General features: G+C 57.6%; 13 protein-coding genes. 4 read left to right on the forward strand and 9 right to left on the reverse strand.

Going from position 1 to position 18873, the window contains the following annotated elements:
- Positions 1 to 112 precede the first annotated feature (112 nt).
- A complete protein-coding gene (locus QMK58_RS12070) occupies positions 113 to 2401 on the forward strand; it encodes an autotransporter outer membrane beta-barrel domain-containing protein (RefSeq protein WP_053160292.1) in 2289 nt (762 codons plus the stop codon).
- Positions 2402 to 2672: 271 nt separating this feature from the next.
- Here QMK58_RS12070 and QMK58_RS12075 read toward each other — a convergent pair whose 3' ends face one another.
- The 3 genes from QMK58_RS12075 to QMK58_RS12085 all read right to left on the reverse strand — a co-directional run bounded on the left by QMK58_RS12075 (position 2673) and on the right by QMK58_RS12085 (position 7391).
- On the reverse strand, positions 2673 to 3410 hold the full coding sequence (locus tag QMK58_RS12075; RefSeq protein ID WP_320396347.1) for a hypothetical protein: 738 nt from the start codon (positions 3408 to 3410) through the stop codon (positions 2673 to 2675).
- Between the two features lie 448 nt (positions 3411 to 3858).
- Positions 3859 to 6546 (reverse strand): hypothetical protein, encoded by a 2688-nt coding sequence (locus tag QMK58_RS12080; RefSeq protein WP_320396348.1) that lies wholly within the window; start codon positions 6544 to 6546, stop codon positions 3859 to 3861.
- A 173-nt stretch (positions 6547 to 6719) separates the two neighbouring features.
- Complete coding sequence (locus QMK58_RS12085) at positions 6720 to 7391, reverse strand: class I SAM-dependent methyltransferase (RefSeq protein WP_053160428.1); 672 nt, start codon at positions 7389 to 7391, stop codon at positions 6720 to 6722.
- A 579-nt stretch (positions 7392 to 7970) separates the two neighbouring features.
- On the opposite strand from QMK58_RS12085, the gene QMK58_RS12090 reads away from it, so the two are divergent.
- Complete coding sequence (locus QMK58_RS12090) at positions 7971 to 8618, forward strand: hypothetical protein (protein WP_053160288.1); 648 nt, start codon at positions 7971 to 7973, stop codon at positions 8616 to 8618.
- A 113-nt stretch (positions 8619 to 8731) separates the two neighbouring features.
- On the opposite strand, the gene QMK58_RS12095 is transcribed toward QMK58_RS12090, so the two are convergent.
- From QMK58_RS12095 to QMK58_RS12120, 6 genes are all read right to left on the reverse strand, one after another.
- Positions 8732 to 9904 (reverse strand): DUF1624 domain-containing protein, encoded by a 1173-nt coding sequence (locus QMK58_RS12095; protein WP_053160286.1) that lies wholly within the window; start codon positions 9902 to 9904, stop codon positions 8732 to 8734.
- A gap of 175 nt (positions 9905 to 10079) precedes the next feature.
- The gene (locus QMK58_RS12100; protein ID WP_053160283.1) at positions 10080 to 12326 is read right to left on the reverse strand and encodes a TonB-dependent siderophore receptor; all 2247 of its coding nucleotides are present in this window, start codon (positions 12324 to 12326) and stop codon (positions 10080 to 10082) included.
- A gap of 272 nt (positions 12327 to 12598) precedes the next feature.
- Positions 12599 to 14635, reverse strand: coding sequence for an LTA synthase family protein (locus tag QMK58_RS12105; protein ID WP_053160281.1), 2037 nt, complete (start codon positions 14633 to 14635; stop codon positions 12599 to 12601).
- A gap of 30 nt (positions 14636 to 14665) precedes the next feature.
- The gene (locus tag QMK58_RS12110; RefSeq protein ID WP_320396349.1) at positions 14666 to 15277 is read right to left on the reverse strand and encodes a hypothetical protein; all 612 of its coding nucleotides are present in this window, start codon (positions 15275 to 15277) and stop codon (positions 14666 to 14668) included.
- Positions 15274 to 16572 (reverse strand): sialidase family protein, encoded by a 1299-nt coding sequence (locus tag QMK58_RS12115; protein WP_172681828.1) that lies wholly within the window; start codon positions 16570 to 16572, stop codon positions 15274 to 15276. The genes QMK58_RS12110 and QMK58_RS12115 overlap by 4 nt, the downstream gene beginning before the upstream one ends.
- A gap of 105 nt (positions 16573 to 16677) precedes the next feature.
- Positions 16678 to 16953 (reverse strand): hypothetical protein, encoded by a 276-nt coding sequence (locus tag QMK58_RS12120; protein WP_320396350.1) that lies wholly within the window; start codon positions 16951 to 16953, stop codon positions 16678 to 16680.
- 172 nt (positions 16954 to 17125) lie between these two features.
- On the opposite strand from QMK58_RS12120, the gene QMK58_RS12125 reads away from it, so the two are divergent.
- Both QMK58_RS12125 and QMK58_RS12130 read left to right on the forward strand, forming a co-directional pair.
- Complete coding sequence (locus QMK58_RS12125; RefSeq protein ID WP_053160274.1) at positions 17126 to 17899, forward strand: ParA family protein; 774 nt, start codon at positions 17126 to 17128, stop codon at positions 17897 to 17899.
- 196 nt (positions 17900 to 18095) lie between these two features.
- Positions 18096 to 18869, forward strand: a complete 774-nt coding sequence (locus QMK58_RS12130) for a transporter (RefSeq protein WP_156322353.1) — start codon at positions 18096 to 18098, stop codon at positions 18867 to 18869.
- The last annotated feature ends 4 nt before the right edge of the window (positions 18870 to 18873 follow it).

The following is an 18873-nucleotide window of genomic DNA, read 5'->3' on the forward strand; positions in this document are numbered from 1 at the left end:
AAGGATTACTCCTACATTCGATCCTGCATTTACTGGGTATTGTTTGCGCCTCTTTTGGTCTTTAGGTCTTTTTCATGGAAGACGTGAGGCCTTGAACAATCGGAGCCATTTTATGAATATCGGCATTAACACGTCGCAAAAACCTGCCTTCGCAGGCCCATTCCAGATGCTGGTAGCGATACCGGCATTTTTTATTCTGAGTCCTGCCGTACTGGCAGCGACCATTGTCGATAACACCACGCTGGACATTGATGCAACGACGCCAGCCATCGACTATCTGGTGCGTAACGAGGGTGTGCTCAACGTCACGGGTGCAAGTACCCGGGAAATTACCGCGACCAGCGGGTCGACGCTGAATATCAACGGCGCAACCATTACCGCAAGAGACGGTATCGAAGGGATCACCATTACCAACAGTCGAGGGACGCTCAACCAGGCGAACGTCACCAGTGACACCCTCGCCTTGGCGGTCAACCGGTTGAGCTCATCAACCCAAGGCTCCACGGTAACCGCCACCGGTGGTTTTTACCGGGGGGGAGAGGCTGGCGCTCAAGTCACAGGCATGAGTACCCTTACGCTCATCAATACCGAAATTACCGGAACAGGCGTGAACAGCGTTGGCTTGAGTATTCTGGGTGGTGACGTGCGCGCAACGGCGGATACTCGCATCAGCGGTGACCGGGCGGGGGTACGCATGGCTCGCGACCCTTCTGCTTTGGGCAACAATTCACTGACGCTGGACAACGCCACGGTGGAAGGCCGTAACGGGGCGGCGATCGTGGTAGATACCGGCATCAGCGCGAAGATCGACGTGCTGAACAACTCCACACTGCAAGGCAAAGACAACCAGCTTCTGCTGGTGCAAGGCGCCTCCACCGCCAACATGACCGTCGCCAACAGCACCCTTAAAGGTAACGTCAATGCCACCGGCGGCAGTACCGCGAACCTGACGTTCGATGCGGGCCACATGGTGGGTGATGTGGTGAAGGTCGACGATGCCTCGACCACCAGCGTCACCCTGCAAAACGGCTCGACCCTCACCGGCCGCCTCGACAAGGCCAACGGAGTGACGATCAACAGCGGTTCGAGCTGGACGCTTGCCGGCAACGACAGCGTCGGTACGCTGGCGATGAATGACGGTCGTGTGAACTTTGGCGCTGCCGGTGCTCCGGCGACCTACTATCAGTTGAACGTCGGGACGCTGGCCGGCACCGGTGTCTTTGCCATGAAGGGCGATTTTGCCAATGGTGACCACGACTTCCTCAATGTCACTGGTGTGGCGACGGGGAACTTCGGTCTGGCCGTTACGGCATCCGGACTGGACGCGGTATCGCCCCAGGCGTTGACCCTGGTGCACACCGCCGCCGGCGATGCGAATTTTGCGCTGCAAGGCGGCGCGGTCGACCTGGGGACCTGGTCTTACGAACTGACCCGGCGCAGCTTTGAAAATGGCGAGACCGAATGGTTTCTCGACCCGACCACCAAAACCATCAGCCCCGGCGCCGCCTCGGTGCTGGCCTTGTTCTACGCTCCGATCACCATCGCGTACGCCGAAGATGCCTCGCTGCGCAGCCGCATGGGCGAACTGCGTTTCAATGGCGGCAAGACCGGCTTCTGGATGCGCGGCTACGGCAACAAATACAACGTGTCTTCCGGGTCCGGTCTGGCCTATAAGCAAACCCAGCAAGGCTTGTCCCTCGGTGCGGATGCCCGTCTGGGTGACAGCCAATGGCTGGCGGGGGTGATGACCGGTTACAGCGACTCCGACCTGAACGTCGAGCAGGGCACCTCCGGGACCATCAACAGCTACTACCTGGGGCCCTACGTGAGCTGGCTGGATGCCGCGAGCGGTTACTACTTTGACGCCACGCTCAAGTTCAATCGTTATCACAATGACGCCAAGGTCAGCATGAGTGACGGCACCCGCGCCAAAGGCGATTACCGCAGCTCCGGTATCAGCGCCTCCGCCGAGTTCGGGCGCCACATCGCACTGGACCAGGGTTACTTCGTCGAGCCTTACGCCAAGTTGTCGACCGCGGTGATCAAAGGGCAAGACTACGACCTGGACAACGGCATGAACGCCGACGGCGATCGCGCCCGCTCGGTGCTCGGCGAGGCCGGCGCCACCGCCGGCCGAACCTTCGACATGGACAACGGCATGAAAGCGCAACCTTACGTGCGTGCCGCGTTGCAACAGGAATTCATCAACAATAACCGCGTCACGGTCAACCATGACAACCAGTTCAACAACGACTTGTCCGGCTCGCGTGGGGTGCTGGGGGCGGGCATTGCACTGGCGGTGACCAAGGACCTTCAAGTGCATGCCGATGTCGACTACAGCAAGGGCGAGCATATCGAGAAACCGTACGGGTTGAATCTGGGGGTGCGCTGGGCGTTTTGAATGTTTGGGGGGACAGGTAAAAAAAACGCCTCGCGATGTGCGAGGCGTTTTTTTATGGGGTTGATGGCGGTTTGAATCTTCTGCCTAATGGCCATTTGCGTAAGCCAAAATTTTCCTGTCAGGCATGACAGGTGCGGATGGATTTCTTGGTGAGTAGCAGTGGATCTCGGCGGCTATCTCTAGTCGCAAAAAAAGCGCTCCCGAGGGAGCGCCAATGAACTTTAATAATCAGTCAGCTTTCTTAAAGGATATGAATGACTTTACGATAAGATCAGTAGGTGAATGTGAACTTGTCAAAGAACACATGCTGGCCTTTGTCAAGCGTGTGTTCTATTTCTATGGTTTTGATTCGTTTTAGATCAGGAGCTGTGTATTCATTCCAAGCGCGAAATTGAATAGGTGTCTGATGAACAATTGCACCCTGTTCGTCAAAATATGATACTTTTGCTTCGGTGTAGGCGCTTTGGTCCACGGCCCCAAACTTAATACGCTTTACGGATATTTTTAACGTAAGTTTTACAAGGCCTCCTATAACTGACAAAGGCCTGCCACTCGAATAAGGTTCGAGTTGTTCATGAAAGTTCATAAAACTCACACTAGCAGCACTTACATTTAACACCACCAAGGTCGGGAAATTCCTTGAAGCACCCGGTCTTATATGGCCCCCCTCGTCGCCACTAAAGCCACTTTCAAAGTCTTCAGTTGGTAATCCAGCAGCGATTACGTTCAACACCCAAGGCTCCGACACGGGCGACGCGCCATAGTTGGCCTTGGCGGTAAAACGGTGCTCTGACACGCTGAGCCCGGTCACCTCTCGGCTCCATATTCCCGTCACCGGGTCAACGGGCGCCTTGCCTTTGGTCGCGGTGCCATCGAAGATCTCCACCTCCAGCCCTTTGCTCGCCAAGCCGCTCAGGGTCACGCTGGTTTCCACCGTCGTACTGCCGTGAGGCACCGGTTTGCCTTTGAGATCTTTCACCTCGGTAATGGTCGGGGTAACAACCGGCACTACCGTCAAGGTTCGTGCAGCTGACGAGGCGCCCGCGCCGTATAACGCCTTGGCGGTAAAACTGTGCCCGACTGGAGTGAAAAAGAGCCCCCGGGGGGGGTATCCTCCAGTGGGGCCGGGGGGCAGGGGAAAGGGGGCCAGGGACCGGCGGTTACCGTCCGGCTCCATATTCCCGTCACCGGGTCAACGGGCGCCTTGCCTTTGGTAGCGGTGCCATCGAAGATCTCCACCTCCAGCCCTTTGCTCGCCAAGCCGCTCAGGGTCACGCTGGTTTCCACCGTCGTAGCTGGGCACTGATGAGGGAAAACGGATACGAGGTGGAGGAGAGGCGCCGCGCGAAAGCGGAGAAAATGGCCGAGGAGGAGCCGGTACCGCAGTCATTCCCGCGAGGAAGGGCGCGCTTGAGAGTGCCATCGAAATCTCCACACTCCAGCCTTTGCTCGCCCGCTCAGGGTCGCTGGTTTCCCCCCGCCGTGAGGCTTTTCGGTTTGCCTTTGGGGTCTTTCACCTCGGTAATGGTCGGGGTCACAATCGCGACAGACTTGATCGTGTACACCTGATCCTTAAACGTCAGCGCATTTTCCACTTTGTTGCTTTTATCCAGCGCGGCCTTGAAGCTCAGCGTCAGTTTGCTGTCATGGGCCAGTTCCTTGAAGTAGCTGTTGGCTACATCTGCTGGCCAGAACCCTTGCGTGATCCATGTGGCGTTGGTCATAGCGCCGCCTCCAGCGTAGATCACCTTGTCATGGGCTACACCGCCGGCCTTGAACCCGGCCAGGCTCATCCACACCTGCTGACCGGCCGCGATCAAATCCCAGAGCAGTGCATGGATCATGACGTTTTTGCTGCCCAGCGTTGAGAGATCCAGCACATCATTGGCATCGGCGTCGGTGATTTTCGGCGAGTTCAGCGAGGTCAGCGGCAAGGTGCCGACGTTCAGCAACAGGGCCGGGGACGGGTGGGCCTTGCCGTTGCGGGTGATGGTGAAGGTGAGGGTGACTGTTTTGCTCAGGTTGAAGGCAAGCACGCTGACCGGCAAGGCGACTTCAAAGCCGGTTTCGCTGACCGGCTTGGCTTGAGTGGTGTGCGAACCGCCCGCCGCGGTGCCCGCCGCGCCCTTCCAGGTCACGCTCAGCAGGTCGCTGGGCAGCAGACCCGCCTGAGGAATGACGGCGGTCAGTGCGTCCTTGGCCTTGAGGGGCTGCAAGGTTTTCCCATCGGCTTCGGCTTGTTTGATGCCGGGCGGGGTTTCCAGCTTGAACGCCTGACCGACCAAAAATTTCAACGGATTTGAATAACTGGTTGTATCGCTCTCCTTGCGCCAGATGCGATAGCTGGCGGTGATGTTCTTGCCGCGGTTGGCTTCGATGTGCTGGGCGACAAAGGCGGCGCTCAGGTTGAAGGGCACATTCTTGTCGGCGTTCAGCGCATTGATGTCAATCGTGTCTTCGGTCTTGCCGCTGACCTCGCCGACCCAGGTGTAGGTTACCTTGTCGCCGGATTTGGTCGGCGTTGCGGTGGGACGCGGGGCGGTCAGTTGGCTGGTGCCGTTGGCCAGGTCGGCAGGCTCCAGGGCACCGTCCTTTTCGCCGAGGACAATGGGTTTGACCAGCTCGAATTGCGGCTCGCCGACGAGCAACTGGGCGGCGGGCCGTGAACCACGGCGGACGATCTCGCCGTCCTCGTCAATCAGCAGGTTGTACGAAAGGTCCAGCTTGCCCCCTTCGAGGGTCTTGAGGTGTTTGCCCTCGACGAGGATGGTAAAACCCGCCGGGTCTTCGGCCTCCTCTTTGTTCGGAAAGAACCACTCCAGGGCCGGTTGATAGCTGCTGTTATCGGGACGGGTGCCGAACCAGATGAGTTCGATCGCCGAACCGAGCACAATCAGCGGATCAAACGGAATGCGGATGCGGATGTTGGTCAGATCGGGGTCGAGGCTGCCATGCTGTGCATCGTCGGCAATCGGCGCGGCCAGGCGGGTGGCCTCGCCCACGATCTGGACAAACCGCCCTTTGGAGCGCAGTGGTTCGGGGCTGCCGGCGCGGGTCACTTGATAAGAGAAGATGGCCTGGGTTTTCGCCAGTTTGCGCACCTGCGCATTGTCGACTTCGAACTCGTAAACGTGCGGCAGGTTGTTGACGGTTTGCGGGTCGGTGGTGACTTCGACAGCCTCGCCTTCGAGGGTGGTGCCACGCAACTTCACAACGACTTCATCGTTCGACTCAAAAGGCGGTGAAGTGCCCCACACCTGAACCGTGACGTCGGCGTCACCCAGTTTCTCAAGATCAAGTACGTTGTTCTGCGTCTCCTCGACGATCGCGGCGGGCAGCAGGCTGATATCGGTGGCAACAACGATGCGGGTTTCCTTGCACCAGTCCTCTGCCTCGTTGTTCACCAGGTCGTGCACGATGAAGCTCACGGCCAGGCCCGCACTGTCGGAGTCGCCTGCCGCCTCGATGGTGTCTTTGGTGATGGTAATCAAAATCGGGTTGTTGGCCGGGTCGCTGATCTGTAGTGCCGTCAGCGGGTCGGAATACTGGTACTTCCCGCCCCAACTCACTTTGATCACATCCCCCACGGCGGCGTCGGGGTAAGGGCTGCCGTTGCCGGATTCGGCGCGAATGACAATGGGCACGCCCTGCTCAGCGGTTTCCTTGTCCACGCCGCCGTCGACGATCTCCTGCGGGATGTACATGAACAACTCGGAATGGCCGTACCCCGGGTCGAGGTCCTGGCCGCCGGGCAGTTCGAATTTGACGTAGAGCTTGACGGGCGGGGTTAGGGTTTCGGCCTGTTGATTGAGCCGGGTCACCCGGTAGCTCAACGTGTGAGAGCCGGTTTGCCAACGATGCGACGCGACCCACAGGATGACAGGTTGGCCGATTTCCGTAGCGTCCGTCAGGGTGTGTTGGTCGACCACAGTCGTGCCGTTGAGCAACAATTCGACCTTGTCGCCCAGGCCTTGGGTGGACCACTCCAGAATTTCCACCTTCAAACCCTTGCCGGGGTAGTTGTCCTGGGCGGCGGCGCGGTTGATGCCCCATTCGCCGGAAGGCCATTGCGGTTCGGTGCGACCGGGGATGTTCGGATCACGCAGGGCCAGAGGGGCGGGGGTTTTCGACGGTTGAACGAGCATGGCGGGAACTCCTGTCGCGAAGGAAGAGGGGCGCGAGTGGAGGTATTTAAGGCGTGCAGGGCGTGGGCTGGCTACTGTCAGAAATAACAGGTTGAGGGGCTTTTCCGATGGACGGTGGGAGGGGGGGGCGCCGGCTGTCGTAGATGTGACTGCAGGCGGCTTGTCTGCAGCACTCAACCCCGTCGTTCGGCCTTTAGCAACAATGACTGCGGCATCGGGCTTTGCGGATGCTGCGGCTCCTGCAAAGCGGTCAGCTGAAATCCGGCCATGTCCAGCGCATTGAGCCAACTCGACAAACTGCGAAAGTACCAGGGCATCGGTTGCCACTGGCCCGCGAACCCGGCGAAGGTTTCTTCCCGCCAACCGTCCTGATAGTCGCCCGCTGCAACGGTCCACGGATGCAATGTCTGGATCAGCAACGTGCCGCCGGGAACAAGGAGGGCATTCATCGCGGCGAGTAGCGCAATGATGTCCTGATGCAGCAGGGCAAAGTTGGCACAGATCAGGTCGTAGTCGCGACCGATATCCACTGTCGTCTCGACCAGGGCTTCATAGCTTGCCAGGTGCACCGCAGAAGAACCCGCCATGCGCGCCGCCTCGACCAGTGTCGCGTCACCGTCCACACCGACGACTGTAAAACCCCGTTCAGCCAGCGCACGCAACAGCCAACCTTCGCCGCACCCCAGGTCAAGTACACGCTCGGGTTGACAGCCCAGCACTGCAAACACAATGGCCTGGTCGGTGACTTGCTGGCGGCTGGCGATGGCGCCGCTGCGGATCGCTTCGATCCAGGCGTGGGCGTTGTGGTGCCAGGTTTGGAGGAGGGTGGTTTGCGGGTCAGGCATCTCGATGTCCGGCGTTGTGGGTTCGATGCAAGGATAGAACAACCAACCCTCAAGATGAATAGTATGATTATTTAATGGGGTCGAAGCGAATGGGGCGCTGCTCGCTATTTCGAATCCTGTCTGCCGAACATCAACTAATGGATCCAATGAAGTCAATGTTGAAGTTCATGTAAGCAAGCAGCCCAGTGGTCATAAGGGTTTGCGGAAAAGTTGGATCGTTAGTTTCGTTGCAGATAGATTGAATCTTTCCACCGTTTGTCGGTCGCCTGATCAGAAAATGAACAAAGCTGCGATTGTGGCCTCTGATTCAGCAGCAGGTCATCCATGGCTTGCCCCAGCAGTTGCGACTAAAAGTGGAAATTGAACCGCATAGGCATTGAGTTGCAGATGGGCGTTTTTTATCTGAAATTCAGGAGGCAGTGACCCGTCTATCGTTGATTTTGCAGGCAAATCAACGGTACTAACCGTGTCAAATCCATGATTTGGCTTATCTTATATAAGTAAGGTCGTGCAGGTATTAATTAATAAAAAACCTGTTAGCTATCGATCTGTACTGTGCAATAAGGTGGAGAAAATACCGTGGCGATAAATACAATTATGAGCCTGCTCGAAAATAAAGAATTGATGGAGTTTGTACGCCTGGGCGTTGTTTACGCTCATTTGCTGGCGTGTTGTGTTGCCATCGGTTTGGTATTGACCAGTGATATCGCGATGGTGCGAGACCTGTTGAAACGGAAGTTGTTGACTGAACATGATAATGCACACATGGAGAGTCTTCAGAAATCTGTCATCGTTGCACTGATCACGCTGTGGGTAACGGGCATCGCTATTATTGGTATTGATTACCTGGAAAAAGGCATCGATTACTTTGCCAATCCCAAGCTTCAAGCCAAGGTGATTATTGTCGCGCTACTGAGCTACAACGGCGTGTTGCTGCATCGCCTGGTATTGCCGGCACTGCAAAAGGCAGGCTCTTTGCTCGATCTCGGATTCAGCGCACGGATGCTGGCATTGGCCTGCGGTTCTTTGTCGGCAGTGTCCTGGATGTATGCCGCCATGCTGGGTGTGGGGCGTCCTCTGGCATGGAAGTATTCCCTTTCGGAACTGTTGATGGCCTATCCGGTACTGATTGTGTTCGGTTTCCTGACGATGCTGGCATTGACGCAGCGGGCGAAACAACAGGGCACCTCTGTTACTGCTCAGGGCGCAGTCGCTGGCGCCTGCTAAGGCGGTTCTGCGGGTAAGCCTTGCGGGTTTGCTCAGCGTTTGATCATTGGCGACCTTTTTGTGCAGGTGACACAGGCCTGTATCAGAAAGGTCGCTTTTGCTTTCTGCGCTCTTTAGAAGTACTTGAGCCAGGTGATGTCGCGACGGCGCGCCTTCAGTGCAGCAAACCAGCGCACCGGCCAATAAAGCGCCAAGGCGAGTATTACAGCCATCAACCAGACTCCCCGGATTCCATCAAAGCCGCAGTAGCTGCCCTGATTCAAACCGAATGTCGCTACGCAGGCCAGGTACAGCACTTTAAGTACATACAAGTGCAGGATGTAAAAGAACATCGGCGCGGCACCGAACACGGCCAGAACGCTGATCCACTGTCGCTGGCGACTGCGCTCGAAACTCAGGAGCAGCAACAGGCCCATTCCCAGGGTCAGGGCGAGGAACAGCAGCGAAGGCGGGTATTTGGTGATGTTGAAAAAGCTCATCAGCGTGAGTGTGGTGTTGTCGTAACTCATCCAGTGCGCTTCGCCATAACCATTGAGCAAACGCAGTGCGAAGAAACCGAGCAGGGCGCCAACACCTGCCAGCCATAGTTTTCGCTGGCGTTGTTCAGGGGAGGCGGAGTCGGTGAACCAAGGGCCAATGCAGTAGCCCAAGGCGATTACACCGATCCACGGCAATACCGGATACGACGTTCTCAGGCGGACACTGTCCGAGAGTTCGATCCAGCCGCGATCATGCAGAATCGCCCAAACCCCATGCATCGGCGAACCCTGCGCAACGTGCAACGCGTCGAGAAGGTTGTGTCCGGCAATAATGATCACCGCGATCGCAAACAGAATCGAACGAGGCAGCCTTACCAGCACGGCGAGCGCGATCATGCTGATACCGATTGCCCAGATCACCTGCAGATAGATCACAGTGGGAGGGAGCTGGAACGTCCAGGCAAAGTTCACCAGGGTGAGTTCCAGTAGCACCAGCACCAGGCCGCGTTTGAACAGGAAGGCTGCCACATCGTTTTTACCCTGGTGCTTTTCTGCGAACAGGTAAGCGGACAGGCCTGTGAGCAGCACGAAGACCGGGGCGCACAGATGGGCCAGGGTCCGGCTGAAAAACAACGTTGGCTCGGTGGCATCGATGTTCATTGGATCAGAAACCTGGCGATGCAGGAAAAACGTCTCCCGCACGTGGTCCAGCAACATGAAAAGAATGACCAGACCCCGAAGGGCATCGATGGACAACAGTCGCTGGCTTGATTTTGCTTTGGTTGAAGGGCGTTGGTGGGTAGTCATTCAGAAGTCGCTGGCAGGAGAGCAGATCAACCCCGATTAATCGGGCACTTAATTGATATAGTATAACATCCAAAGTTGCCTGATTCTCACTGACGCGCAAAAACTCCGATCAGCACAAAGCACAACACCGGCGCAAGGCCGGTGTTGTGTTTGTGTATTGTTTGCGCTTAGGGGCTTAGAAACGATACTTCGCCGACGCCGTAATGCTGCGCGGTGCACCGTAGGTGAGGGCGCCGTAAGCATCGAAGATGTCGAAGTACTTCTCGTCGGTGACGTTATCCGCGTTGACCTGAGCCGAGAGGTTTTCGGTAATCTCGTAGCGCGCCATCAGGTTGACCAGCGCATAGGCATCCTGCTGGATCTTCTCTGAATTCCCGGCCGGATTGATGGCATAGGTGTAAATCGAGTCTTGCCAGTTGACCCCGCCGCCGATCGTCAACTTGTTGAAAACACCTGGCAGACGGTAAGTGGTGAAGGTACGCAACAACTTCGTCGGGTACAGGGTGTTGACGTCATCGCCGTTGGCATCGTCGGCGGTGAACTGGGTGTAACCCACGGTTGCATTCCAGTCGGTCGCGAGTTCGCCCGAGACTTCCAACTCAAAACCTTTACTGGTCGCACCTTCGCTTGCCTCGTACGCGAAGCCGCCGACCGGGTTTTCAGGGTCGATCAGCTCGCCAGTATTCTGCCCCAGGTTATCCTGCTTGATCTGGAAAATCGCAGCGGAGGCGTTCAAGCGGCCATCGAAGTATTCACCCTTGAGGCCGATTTCACTGCTCTGGCCAACGATAGGGTCCAGTTCCTGCCCGTTGCTGTCGCGTACCGACTGCGGCAGGAAGATTTCGGTGTAGCTGGCATAGGCCGAGAGGTTGTCGTTGAGGTCATAGACGACGCCTGCATAAGGGGTCAGTTCGTGATCGACATCGGTCTTGCTCACTTGCGAGAAGACGTCATCGGCGGTCTTTTCGTACCAGCTCTCACGTGCACCCAGTATCACTTTCAAATCATCGGTGACGTTCAGGCGGGTCGCCGCATACAGCCCTTTCTGCCGGGTTTCGCTATAGCCGTAGTCGGTCCGCGGGCCCCAGATCGGTTCCGGGAAATTACCCTTGTAGGCATCGAAGTCGGCCACACCGTCAAAGCCGGTTTGCGCGTTGAGTGCATCGGCATCGAATTTCTGCTTGCTGTCCACGTAACCGAAGGCCACTTCGTGCTCACGGCCCAACAGCGAGAACGGGCCGTTGAAGCGGATACCGTAGTCGTCCTGGGTGGTCTCGGTCTTGTAGGTCGCCGGGAACGAAAACATCCCGGAGCTGCCGTTCTGGCCGGGATTGCCAGAGAGGTACAGCAAGGACGAGTCGCCAGTGCGCTCGCCACGGTTGTAGCTGAGGTTGACCTGCCAGTTGTTGGCGAAGGTGTGGTCGAGATTGACGAAGTAGGTGTCGTAGGTGGTGTCCCACTTGCTCCACTTGGCGGAGGTTGTCTTCGAGCGGCTCCAGTTGGTGCGGCTGCCGTCTGCGTACCAGACGGGCAGGCCACCCCACATTGGCGAGTCGGCGTTGCTTTCCTGATGGCTCAAGCCGAACCACAATGTGGTGTCGGGCGTCAGGTCAATGTCCATGGTGCCGTAGAGGGTCTGGCGCTTGTTCGAGTTCATGTCGATCCAGGTATCGCCCTCGTTGGTCTCCCCGACCAGTCGCGCACGAACGGTGCCTTCGGAGTTCAGCGCCGTGGACACATCGGCTTCGACGCCGTAGGTGTCCCAGGTACCGGCGCTCAGTTCGAGCGAACCCTTAAGGTCTGTGCTGTAGGCGCGCTTGCGCACCATGTTGAGGGACGCGGAAGGATCGCCGGCACCGGTCATCAAGCCGTTGGCGCCACGGACCACTTCAACGCGGTCGTACATGGCCAGGCTGCTGAAAATCTCCCCCGAGCTCCAGGGCTGTTCATAGATGGTAGGTACACCGTCGATCATCAAAGAGTTGAGCTCAAAGCCACGGGCGTTGAACTGTGCCCGGCTGGTCTCGTAGCGGTTGACCGACACGCCCGTGGCATTGTTGACCACGTCGAGGATGGTTTTCAGATCCTGGTCTTGAATGCGCTGCTGGGTGACGACGCTGACTGACTGCGGTGTTTCGCGCAGCGACATGCTCAACGGGGTGGCCGTGCGCGCGGCGTCCGTCGTGTAAGAGTTGGTGCCCTCGGTAACGCCGACTTGCCCGGCGGTGGCCGTCTCGGTGATCGCGATAGGGTTGAGAACCACCGAGCTTCCGTTCTCGGTCTGTTCCGCTGCCTGCACAGTGGGCGCAGAAAAAGCGACGCCGGCTGCAAGCATGTGTACTGCCAGAGCCAGAGGGCGCATGACCAAAGGCGAGCGCGGGGTAACGGCGATTTGTGAACACGGAAGGGCGGTGGCGGACATGCGAACTCACATTTAATTTGTGTTATTTGAGAATCGCTATCATACGCATATGTATTCTGGCTGGGAATACGAATCGAACTCAAATGGGAAGCTTTAACAAACGCGTGCTGTCGGCAAATGTCCGGATGGTCCGGTTCGAGAGTGTTCAAGCGCGGGGCGCAGGCTGACGCCGAGGATTGAAATCCTCGGTGCAGGCGATGGCCTTCAAGTTTTTTTGGGGAGGGCAAGGAGGGCCGCGCCTGGGAGAACCCTGGGCGCGGTGTCGCGGGAAGTTACTGACGCACGTTCTGGTACAGCATCAGCCGTGAGGTTTCATGCATGGCGCGGGTCAATTCCGACAGGCGTTTGAACTCTTCCGGATTTTGCGCTGCCACGTTGTCCAGCGGCGTTTTCGAAGCCAGGTCGTGGAGCGTTGGCGAGCTGCCGTCGTGTTCCATCTGCACCATGTAATGTTGAGTCACACCGGCGATCAACGGGAAGGTTCCTTCACGCAATACCAGCGGCACCACGCGTTCACCTTCGGGTGCGGGCTGCTGGATGTCACGGCCCATGCCGCTGTTGCGGAACTCAAGCCCGGCCATGCCCGCCACGGTGGGCAGCAAGTCCACCAGGCCAACCGCTTCCTCGACCTTGCGTGTGCCGAGCAAGCCCGGGGCGTGGATGATCATCGGTACTGCGTTGCTTTCCAGGCCCAGCTGCTCATAAGCCGGCGCCAGGAAAGGGATCTGCGCGATGCGGGTGTTGTGGTCGCCAAACAGCACGAAAATCGTGTTGTCGTAATAGCCGCCGGCCTTGGCGATCTCCATCAGGCGGCCGATGTTGAAGTCCAGCAGGCGCACGGCATTGTATTGCTCGACGCTGCGCGATCCTGCGGCCTGGACTTCCTCGAGGGTAGGGTGCTTGACCTCAAACCCGTCGTTGGTCTTGGGAATCGTGAACGGACGATGGTTACCGGCCGTCTGTACGTACGCAAAGAAGGGCTTGTCCTTGGGCAGCGCTTGCAGGATCCGGTCGGTTTCCTTGAACAGGTCCAGATCCGAAATGCCCCAGACATCCACCACAGGGGATTTCCAGTCGCGCTCTTCATAGAGATGAATGCCGTCGATGCTTTGGCGAATCAACGCATTCATGTTGGCCCAGCCGGAGTTGCCGCCGATGGTGTAGATCTTCTCGTAACCGGTGAAGGCATTGACCAGTGAGTGCTGCCGGGTGATCAACGGGTTACGTGTCGCAGTCTCCTGACGCGTGACGTCAGGAACTCCGGTAATACTCGCCCATACGGTTTTTGCAGTACCTGTTACCGGCACATAGAAGTGCTCGAAGAACCAGCTCTGCGTGGCCAGGCGATCGATATTGGGCGTCGGATTGATCGGGTTGCCGTAGGCCCCGACGGCGCTGGTGCCCAGGGATTCAAGCATGACGAACATCACGTTCGGCGGTCGTGATCCCGGTACTTTGTAGGGCTGTGGTGCCTGGTGGCGGACGAAATTGAGGGTGTTCGGGTCGGGCTGGTCGACGCCCAGATAGTTGGCCATGACCGGGTAATGCTCGCGCACCTGCGCTTCGTCATAGCGCGACTGGCCGACTTTAAGCGTGTCGTAAAGGAAAATGACCGGGTTCAGCCCCAGTGCAGCCACCTGGTTATTGCCCGAGAAAAAGGCATCGCTCCAGCGCAACGGCACAGGGTTTTCCAGGTTCATGTTCTCGACACGACCCAAAATGCCCAGCAACACCAGGATCACCATCAATGCGCTCCCCCATGTGGCGGAGAGCGGGTGAATCGGTCTGCTGCGACGGTCCAGTGTCACGCGTTCCAGGCGTACCAGAATCCAGGTCACCAACGCGACGGTTGCCAGCCAACCCAGGGAGATCCAGATAACCGGGTAGGTTTGCCAGACCATGTCGCGGGAAATCTGCGCATCTTCGAGGAAACGCAGGACGGTGGCGTTGATCCTCATGCCCAGGTACGCGTAGTGCCCGAAATCGATGATGTAGATCAGCAGCAGGGCGCTCAGGGCGATGACGATATACAGGCGCGCGACTCGGCGCAGCAAGCGGCTGGTGATCAGGTTCCAGCGAGGAATCCAGGCCAGTATCGCCAGCGGTAGCGTCACCAGGATGGCCAGGCGCAGATCGAAACGAAAGCCGATGCCCAGGGTCTCAAGGACGGCATCGTCGCCGATCAGGGCTTTGACGTCGAAGCCGGAAAAGCCGAAGAAGAACACCACCCGCAGCAACGCGAACAACGCAAACAGGCACGCGGTTGCGCCCAGCCAATAATGCAACCGTCTCGAATGCAGCCAACCCATCAATGTTCCCCTGTTAAAAATGTCGTTGAATCAAGCGGGTCGATTCGGCACTGAAGTGCGCTTTTTACTCAGCAAACCATATGCCCAGCGCGTGGCAAGCATCAGCAGGGAGGCGCAGCAATACAGACCCAGCAACGGATCGATCAGGTAATCCCAATAGTTCTGCGAAGGTTTTATCCCGACGATAAAGGCCAGCGTCGCGGTGGCCAGCATCACGACCGCAAGACCGTTGCGCAGGTAAAACAGGCCCAGGGTGAGCAGGGCGAAGAAAATCAGCATCGGGCGCGGGCTGTAGCCGAACCGATAAGGGTCCAGGTCACTCAGGCCCATGGTTGCCGGGTACAGCACCAGGGCCATGATGGCGAACAGGATCAGTACGCAGGTTTTCCCTTGCCGGGCCGCTGGCAAAAAGCCCAACCGACGCAAGCAGAACCAGGCCATCAACACCATTGAGGTGATCGCCAGGTCATCGATATGGCTGCGCAGGTACGTGGCCAGCGACAATCCGTCCACGGGTATGAAACTGGCGCCCAGCAAGGCGAACAGTAATGCGATGCGCCAGGCCCGGTTCAGGCCAAACGCCGGCAGCAGGAGGAAGGCGATCATTGCGAAGCTGAGGTGGGCTTGCCAAAGGCTGATCATTTGAGACGCTCGGAAAGCCACGCCTCGTTGAAGGTGACGTGCTTGATGAAAGTGTTGTTCCAGGAATAGACCAGGTGATACATGCCGTCTGGACTGCGGATGAAGTAGGGGTATTCATATTCAAACTCGCACCCCCGGACCTTGCAGCCACGGGTGTCGAGATTTTTCAGGAACTGCGCCTCCAGCGGTTGGCGAAGCGCACCACTGGAACCGCGGAACTCATTGCCCATGATTTCCTTGTAGGCTTTGGGTGAAACCGGGTCCCCTTCGGGATCAGGCGACTTGTCCAGATCACCTAACGAGCGCCAATCGTCCATTTTCGCGTCGGTACCATAAAGGCTGAGCTTGTAACGCCCCTCCTGCAAATCATTGAGCGCCACCAACAATCCGTGTTCGGGGGTTGCAACAGCCGCCAGCGAGGAATTGGGGTTCCATGGGTTGAGCGGATAAGGCTCGCTCCAGGTTTGCCCGGCATCTTCGGTGCGGGTTGCCAGAACGCGGTGATGGGTGTTGCCGGCATAACGCAGCAAGGCAATACCGCGCTGCCCATCCAGCGGAACTACCGTGGGTTGCAACGAGTTTTTGCCGTGGCTGATGCGATATTTGTCGATCACATCACCGTCTGCACTCAGGTAGAGATACTCGGCAAACTTGCCCAGAAACTCGTGGTAGACCGGTAAGCCGATGGAGCCGTCGGCATGAAACACCGGCGCCGAGCGCACCAGGGTACTGATGTTCAGAAAGGGCGAGGTGATCAGTTGGCGCGGAGCGGACCAATGCTCGCCGAAGTCGTCGGAGACCATCACGTTCACCGCGCTGCCGGCCCAGCCGCCCATGGACACGGAAACGTAGAACAACCACAGGCGATTATCCGGCGCGAGTGCTATCACCGGATTGCCCAGTTTGCGGATATAGCGTTGGGTTCCCTGCTGGGTTGACTCCCGAGTCGCCAACACCTGTTCGGCGCCCCATTCGCCGGTTTTCACGTCGAAACGGGCCGAACGCACCTGCACATCGGCGGCGCCTTCGCGAGAACCGGCAAACCACACGGTCATCAAGCTTCCGTCAGGCAAGGCCGTGACCGCCGAGGAATGCACGAAGTCCACGAGCCCGGAGGAGGCGAAACGGCTGGTATAAATGGGTTTGGCCACTTGATTGGCCACCGCCTTCACTGGACTCATCAATGCAAAGGATGAGTGCGTGTGGGCAGGGTTGATGAACCATGCGACCGCAAAGAGGCAAGCCAGTGCAACATAAGCACCGAGGGCGGGAATACCGGGAAATTTGATGCGCATTTTTAGGCTAGGCATCTCTTGGCCCGGTCGAGGAGCGTAACCTATCATCTATAGTTGCAAAGCAGGTTTTTGGCAAATAGAGAAATTGTAAGTAAATGTTGCTGTTCACCATTGCTCGCTCCTGAGGGCGTCCGCTACCCTGGTCTGGATCGCTTCTGAGTACTGGGATTTCAGCTCTTTGATTAAAGGCCCCAGGATAGGGTTCGCCTTGAACCGCGCCAACAGATGCTCAATCACCCGATCGACTTTGGCATAGGCAGCCGTAACGCTTGAGGGTATCAGCGGATCAAACTCGATCCCTTCCATCTCGATATCGAGTCGTTTCAACACGGACTCGGCATCCAGAATCTGATGCCGTATCTCAGCCAGTGAACAGTGCATCGTTGACCTCCTTGTTTTGCCATATAGGCAAGTCGCTTGTTAACTGCTGTGGCGCAGCGGTCAGATCCGGCATCCGCTGTCTTAAAAGTGAAACAAAATTGTCGCGCAGAAATATTACTGAAATATTTCAATCCTATGATCCATGTAGGATTTTTCTCAGGCTGCCTGTCTCATGCGTCGAGCTGTGTTCAATCAAAAAGGCGGGGTTGGCAAATCCAGCATCGCCTGCAATCTGGCGGCTGTCAGTGCTGCCGAAGGCTACAGGACGCTGCTGGTGGATCTCGATCCACAGGCAAACTCGACCCACTACCTGACGGGGCTGACCGGGGATGACATCCCCATGGGGATCGCCGACTTCTTCAAGCAAACCCTGTCCAGTGGCCCGGCCAGCAAAAGGAATCGGGTGGCCATCACCGAGACCCGCTATGACAATCTGCATCTGGTCACGGCCAGTCGCGAGCTTGCTGACCTGCAGTCGAAGCTGGAGTCAAAATTCAAGATCAACAAGCTGCGTCGTTTGCTGGTAGAACTTAGCGAAGATTACGAGCGCATTTATATCGATACGCCGCCGTCCTTGAATTTCTATACGTTCAGCGCATTGATCGCCGCCGAGCGCGTGTTGATTCCATTCGATTGCGACAGCTTTTCTCGTCAGGGGCTCTACAGTGTCATCGCGCAAGTGGCCGAGTTGCGCGCCGACCATAACGAGTCGTTGATCGTGGAAGGGGTGGTGGTCAACCAGTTCGTGGCGCGAGCCAGCCTGCATCAGACGCTGATCGACGAGTTGGTGGCAGAAGGCTTGCCGGTGTTACCGGATTACCTGAGCAGCACGGTGAAAATGCGTGAATCCCATGCAGTGTCGGTGCCCATGATCCATCTGGCGCCTCGCCATAAGCTTTCATTGGAGTTTGTCAGCCTGTTTTCCACCCTGGAACGTGCCAGTTGATCGCAGGATGACTGCTCGGGTTTCCTGCAGAAAATTGCACTTCCCTGACTTTTGCCTACGCTTTGCACGTTCACAGTCCTATCCAGGCAAGCTCTAACGCTACAGCCTGTGGGGCGGCGGTGTGCTCTTGACCTCAAGGTGACCAGGCATGGGGAATGACAAGCAATCCAAGGGCATCGGTGCAACTTTGGCGCTAATGCTTTGGTTCATGCCCGCTGCCCATGCCGAGGACTCGGCGGAACTGGCCAGGAAAGCACTCAACCCGGTGGCCGCGATGTACAGCCTGCCGGTGCAGTACAACTGGGATCAGAAAATCGGCCCGACCGGTGACGGCATGCACAGCGTCACCAATATCCAGCCGGTGCTGCCTTTCACTCTCAATGATGAGTGGAACCTCATTTCCCGCACCATTTTGCCGGTGATCGACCAGCACGGCCTGGCACCTGATGGCGCGGCGGACAGATCCGGTGTGGGTGACATCACCCAGAGCTTTTTCTTCTCGCCGAAACAGCCGACGGAGAGCGGCTGGATACTCGGTGCCGGCCCGGCGGTTTTGATTCCGACCGGCAGCGACGAGTTGCTCGGCAATGAGCAATGGGGGATCGGCCCGACGGCGGTCGCCCTGAAGCAGGCCAACGGCTGGACACACGGGATTCTGGCCAATCATGTCTGGGGCCTGGACGGCAGCCCGCCCGATGGCAAGGACAAGGTCAACCAGACTTTCCTGCAACCCTTCCTTTCCTACACCACCAGCACCCTGACCACGTTCGGCGTGAACACCGAGTCGACCTATAACTGGCAAACTCGCGAATGGTCGGTCCCGGTCAATTTGACTGTGACGCAGTTGTTGAAAATCGGTGGCCAGCCCTTGACGGTGCAAGCAGGGCCGCGTTACTGGCTCGACACCCCTGAGGATGGTGCGCAAGGCTGGGGAGGGCGGTTCGCCATTACGCTGCTGTTTCCTCGGTGAGGGC

The organism is Pseudomonas sp. P8_241 (genome assembly GCF_034008315.1).
Taxonomy (GTDB): Bacteria; Pseudomonadota; Gammaproteobacteria; order Pseudomonadales; family Pseudomonadaceae; genus Aquipseudomonas.